The sequence below is a fragment of the Bacillus sp. 05T31 genome (assembly GCF_056396725.1).
Genome location: NZ_JBFTMA010000307.1, coordinates 1 through 4,710 on the forward strand (window position 1 = coordinate 1; position 4,710 = coordinate 4,710).

The following is a 4,710-nucleotide window of genomic DNA, read 5'->3' on the forward strand; positions in this document are numbered from 1 at the left end:
ATTATTCTCATTAATCTTTTTCGTGTATCACCAAGTAGATGAGTACATTCCGAAATGGATAAAAAATAGCGTAGAGTCGTATGTAATGGATCATGATATATACGGCTGGATTTACATGGTAGCTATTTTACTYGTCSTTTCKTGGATTATATCTACAATTGGTTACGCGTTAAAACATGGTAATTTCACAGTAAATCGAAAAAACGATGAAGTGCGTATTTCTCAAGGATTACTTGAAAGGAAAGAACTTGTACTAAAGTTACACCGCATTCAAGGGATTACGATAAAAGAAGGTATTTTCCGTCAGATGTTCGGTTATTGTGCTGTGCAAGTCGAAGTCATTCAAAGTAAGGGATTGGGAGAAGAGAAAGACAAAGTTACGCTGCATCCGATTATTCGAAAAGATCGTGCGCAAGAGTTACTCGTTCATTTACAATTGCCATATGAACTGAATACAAACATTACTGCATTACCAAAAGCAGCCTTGCGCCGTTATTTAATTGATAGTTTCATTTTCTTCGCAATGCTAGCAGTCCCGCTTACTGGGATAAGCATATACTTTGAAAAGTATTTCATCATGTGGGCGTTGTTACCGCTAGCTATCCTCATCTTTACACTTGGATACGCAACATTTAAAACAAATGGTTACGGTGTAAACGGAGAACAAATTACGATTATACATCGTAGTATTGGGAAACATACAGGACTTGTAAGAAGAAGACACGTCCAATCAATTGAAAAAACACAATCATATTTCCAGCGCCGAGCGGATTTATGTACGTATACGTTTTCTAGTGCATCATCGAATTATAAACTAGAGCATACGAGAGTAGAAGATGCGGAGAGAATGCAGGATTGGTATAAGAAGAGAATAAGTGAGGATTAATTTAAAAAAGCTTGCCTATTATGAAAGGCAGGCTTTTTTGTTATGGAGAAATGAGTAGTTTGATTCATATATGGGTGCAAATACAGCTCACATTTCTCAATACGTATCAGAAAAAAAGGTAGTAGCTTTCGATTTCAGGGAAATTCGTGAAATTTTTGATATAAATGGTATACTAATATAGAAATAATATTAGGAGGTTATATATGATAAGTCAGTTGAAAAGAGAAGCACTTGATGCATTAAAAGGAAAATGGGGATTAGCGGTAGGGGCAACCTTATTACTTGGAATCCTTATTGGAGCTGTTGAACTTCTAATTACAGGTGTTTTCTCGATGTTTTGGGGTTGGGAAGAAGCAAGTGATTCGCTTACAGTAAGTATTATTGCAATGCTTGTTATTGGTCCGTTAACAATAGGCGCCTACTATCTTGTTTTAAATGTAATCCGTGAGACTAGTGCTCGCATTGGTGATTTATTTAGATGGTTTAGCGATGGAAGTAAGCTTATGAAGTCGTTTTTAACATATTTACTAATGTATGTATACTTGATGCTATGGACATTACTTCTTATTATTCCGGGTATTATTAAATCATTTTCTTATTCTATGACGTATTTTATTTTGAATGATCGTCCAGAATACACAGCGAATCAAGCGATTACCGAAAGTCGCCATATGATGAATGGACATAAAATGGATTACTTTTTACTATGCTTAAGTTTCTTAGGTTGGTTCATTTTAAGTATTCTTACTTTAGGAATCGGTTTCTTATGGTTAGTACCTTATTTCTACACGACATCAGCTGCATTTTATGAAGAGATTTCAAAAGAATATTATAAAAAAGAAGGTACTACTTTCTAATAAAACATCTAACCCATCTGTTCCCTATATTCTTTAGGGGATAGGTGGTTTGATTTTTCTTGAATTTGCACACAATTGTAGCAATAGAAGACTTTGATAAATTCGTTCTTTGTGAAGTGAATTTGTTAAGTAGTTTATAAATAAAAAAATGTTATTACTCAATTCAACGGGAGTAATAACATTTTTTTATTTAGTGCTGAAAGAATTAACGCCGCCTTATAAGGTAAAACAATCAAGATGATAAAGTAATAGGAAGATCTAAACTAGTAAATCCTATTCATGGATATATTAGGAATGAATATAAAAGTATAGATGTATAGTCAACTCTGTGTATTTGATGTTATCATATTGAATGATATGGAAATTTTTAATAGAAGAAGCAACTAACAATTTAAAGGTAGTGAAGCCTTTGTTGTATAAAGAAAATACTTAGTACTCCTCAACAAAGTTAAAAATAAGATACGTATTTATATAATTTTAGTAGAAAGGGGGGGTTAAAAAGGAATGAGTACAAGCATAACACGGCAAAAAATTTTATCTGCCGCTTCTCAAATTGTGCAATATAAAGGGGTTGCTAAATTAACCTTAGAAGCAGTAGCAAAAGAGGCGGGTGTAAGTAAAGGTGGATTGTTGTATCACTTTTCAAATAAAGAAGCTTTAATAGAGGGTATGATACTCAAAGGGGTAGAGGATTATCAGGGGGCTATTCACAATAAAGTAGCAGAAGACTCAAAGAGGAAAGGAAGGTGGGTTCGTTCTTTTGTAGAGGAAAGATTAAGTAATGAGAGAAGAACAGAAGAGTTGTCTAGTAGTATGATGGCAGCATTAATGCTAAAACCTGAATTACTTGAGCCATTACAAAAATCATTTCAGCAACTACAAAATAAAATAGAAAATGATGAGATGGATTCGGTTTGTGCCACAATTATTAGATTAGCAGCAGATGGGTTATGGTATTCGGAATGTTTAGGGGTTGGAAGAATAAGTCCCGAATTAAGAGAAAAAGTGATTCGAGCTCTTATCTCAGCTTCTTATAAATAGAATATATAAACTATATAATATAAAACAATTCACCGTTGGTTATTTAATCCAGTGTCGAATTGTTTTTTTTATTAGAATAATAGAACAATTGTATAGAGTGTTGAATTAAAACCGTCCAGACGGTATAGTAATATTTGGTTCAAAAGGAAAATGAAACAAAAAAAGAATAAAAAATATTTTTAGCACACTATTCGAAAGGATAGGCCGCAAAGCTTAGAGTCTACGGTAATATATATGGTTTACTAAGATCGTCTGGTTGCACATTTGATGCAACTAGACGATCTTTTTTGTTATATAAATATAATAATCAAGGAGGAAAATATGCAAACGAAGAGTACTAAAAGATACGTTTCAATGATGTCATTAGTTTTTCTAGTATTATTTTCGGTGCTGAATGTATGGGCTCCAGTGATTCAAGCTGCTGTGATGAAAAGTCCAGTAGATGAGATTAACATTTCCCGTACTGATGGCACGACATCTGAACCATATCAGGCTTCAGATGGTATGAAAGTAGAAGTGAAGTGGTCTGCTAAAGAACAGATAAAGAGTGGAGATCAATTCACAATTGATATGCCAAAAGAATTTCGAAAAGATCTTATGAATCTGAGTTTTCCTTTAAAAGATGCTGAAGGAAAAATAGTTGGTACATGTGATATGAAAAATGGTCTATTGACGTGTACTATGGGTGATTATGTAGAAGGAAAGAATAATGTTAAAGGTTCGTTATTCGTAGAATTCTACTTTGGTCTAGAAGCATATGATGGTGTCAAAGAAATTCCATTAGAATTTAACGTTGATGGTCAAATCGTAAATAAAGAAGTAAGTGTAAGTAATACGACGGAGAGACCGCAGCCACAGCCCAATACAGATAATCTATTGAAATGGGGTTCTTATAATCAGGAAGATCCTTCAATTGCAGAATGGCTTGTATATGTAAATGCAACTGGAACAGAAATGCAAGATCTTAAATTAACAGATACATTAGGACCTGGGCATGAGTTAATTACAGACAGCGTAGTATTAGAAGAGGCTGTATTTGAAGATGGTTATGCACCAACAAATGTTAAGCCAGCAGATTTATCTAAAATTAAAATCAATGCAACGAAGACTGGATTTACAATTGAATTTCCAGACAGTTCAAAAGGTTATATTTTAAGATATAAAACAAAGATTACCAATCCCGCTGCAAAGCCTCATAAAAATACAGTGAAATTAGAAGGCAAAAATATTAAAACTGAAGAAAAAGTAGGACAAGTATTCGTAAGTGGTGGGGGAGGAACCGGTTCAGGTGACGATAATCCACCCAGTATTGAAAAGAATATAGTTGATGAGAATGGTCAGCTTGTAGAGAATCAGCAGTTAGCGCAAATGGATCAACCTATTCAATAWCAAGTTGGTACACATATACCAAACGATCCTCCTAAATACACATCTATGGTAATTAGTGATGATTTAGAAGATGTATTAGAAGTATTAGAGGCAAAAGTGCATGATCAGAATGGCCAAGATATTACTTCTAAAGGAACACTAAAGATAGATAAACAAAAAAGTGAAGTAACATTTACGTTCGGTGAGAGTTTTGACTATAAGTCATATGAAGACCAGATAATTAACTTGAATATTAAGGCGAAAATTAAAGCTGGTGCAGACTTATCTTCTTACGTAGATAAGAAGATTCCTAATAAAGCAGAATTACATTTTGATGATAAAAAATTAACATCGAAAGAAGTAACTGTTACACGGCCTGAACTTCCAAAAGATGGCACAGTAGCTATTCATAAAATAGATGCTGAGAATCCGAATAAAGGGTTAACAGGTGCCGAATTTGAAGTTCGAAATAGTGCGGATAAGGTTGTTGCAGTACTGAAAACGGACGAAAACGGTTTTTCAGTACCTCAAACTTTAGCTCCTGGGACGTATAAAGTT

General features: G+C 34.0%; 4 protein-coding genes and 1 riboswitch. All 4 genes read left to right on the forward strand.

From position 1 onward, the window contains the following. Positions 1–886, forward strand: an 886-nt coding sequence (locus tag AC1DJR_RS17695; protein ID WP_477003142.1) for a PH domain-containing protein, incomplete at its 5' end; no start/stop codon positions are given. Positions 887–1,089: 203 nt separating this feature from the next. Next, the gene (locus AC1DJR_RS17700; protein ID WP_044444060.1) at positions 1,090–1,743 is read left to right on the forward strand and encodes a DUF975 family protein; all 654 of its coding nucleotides are present in this window, start codon (positions 1,090–1,092) and stop codon (positions 1,741–1,743) included. 504 nt (positions 1,744–2,247) lie between these two features. Further along, positions 2,248–2,784, forward strand: a complete 537-nt coding sequence (locus AC1DJR_RS17705) for a TetR/AcrR family transcriptional regulator (RefSeq protein WP_429687809.1) — start codon at positions 2,248–2,250, stop codon at positions 2,782–2,784. A 171-nt stretch (positions 2,785–2,955) separates the two neighbouring features. Then, a riboswitch (cyclic di-GMP riboswitch) is annotated at positions 2,956–3,048 on the forward strand. Between the two features lie 57 nt (positions 3,049–3,105). Next, positions 3,106–4,710, forward strand: a 1,605-nt coding sequence (locus AC1DJR_RS17710; protein WP_477003143.1) for a collagen binding domain-containing protein, incomplete at its 3' end; no start/stop codon positions are given.

Bases quoted from the DNA above. Each gene is read 5' to 3' on its own strand.
- AC1DJR_RS17705 (WP_429687809.1), top strand. From the start codon at position 2,248: ATGAGTACAAGCATAACACGGCAAAAAATTTTATCTGCCGCTTCTCAA.
- AC1DJR_RS17700 (WP_044444060.1), top strand. From the start codon at position 1,090: ATGATAAGTCAGTTGAAAAGAGAAGCACTTGATGCATTAAAAGGAAAA.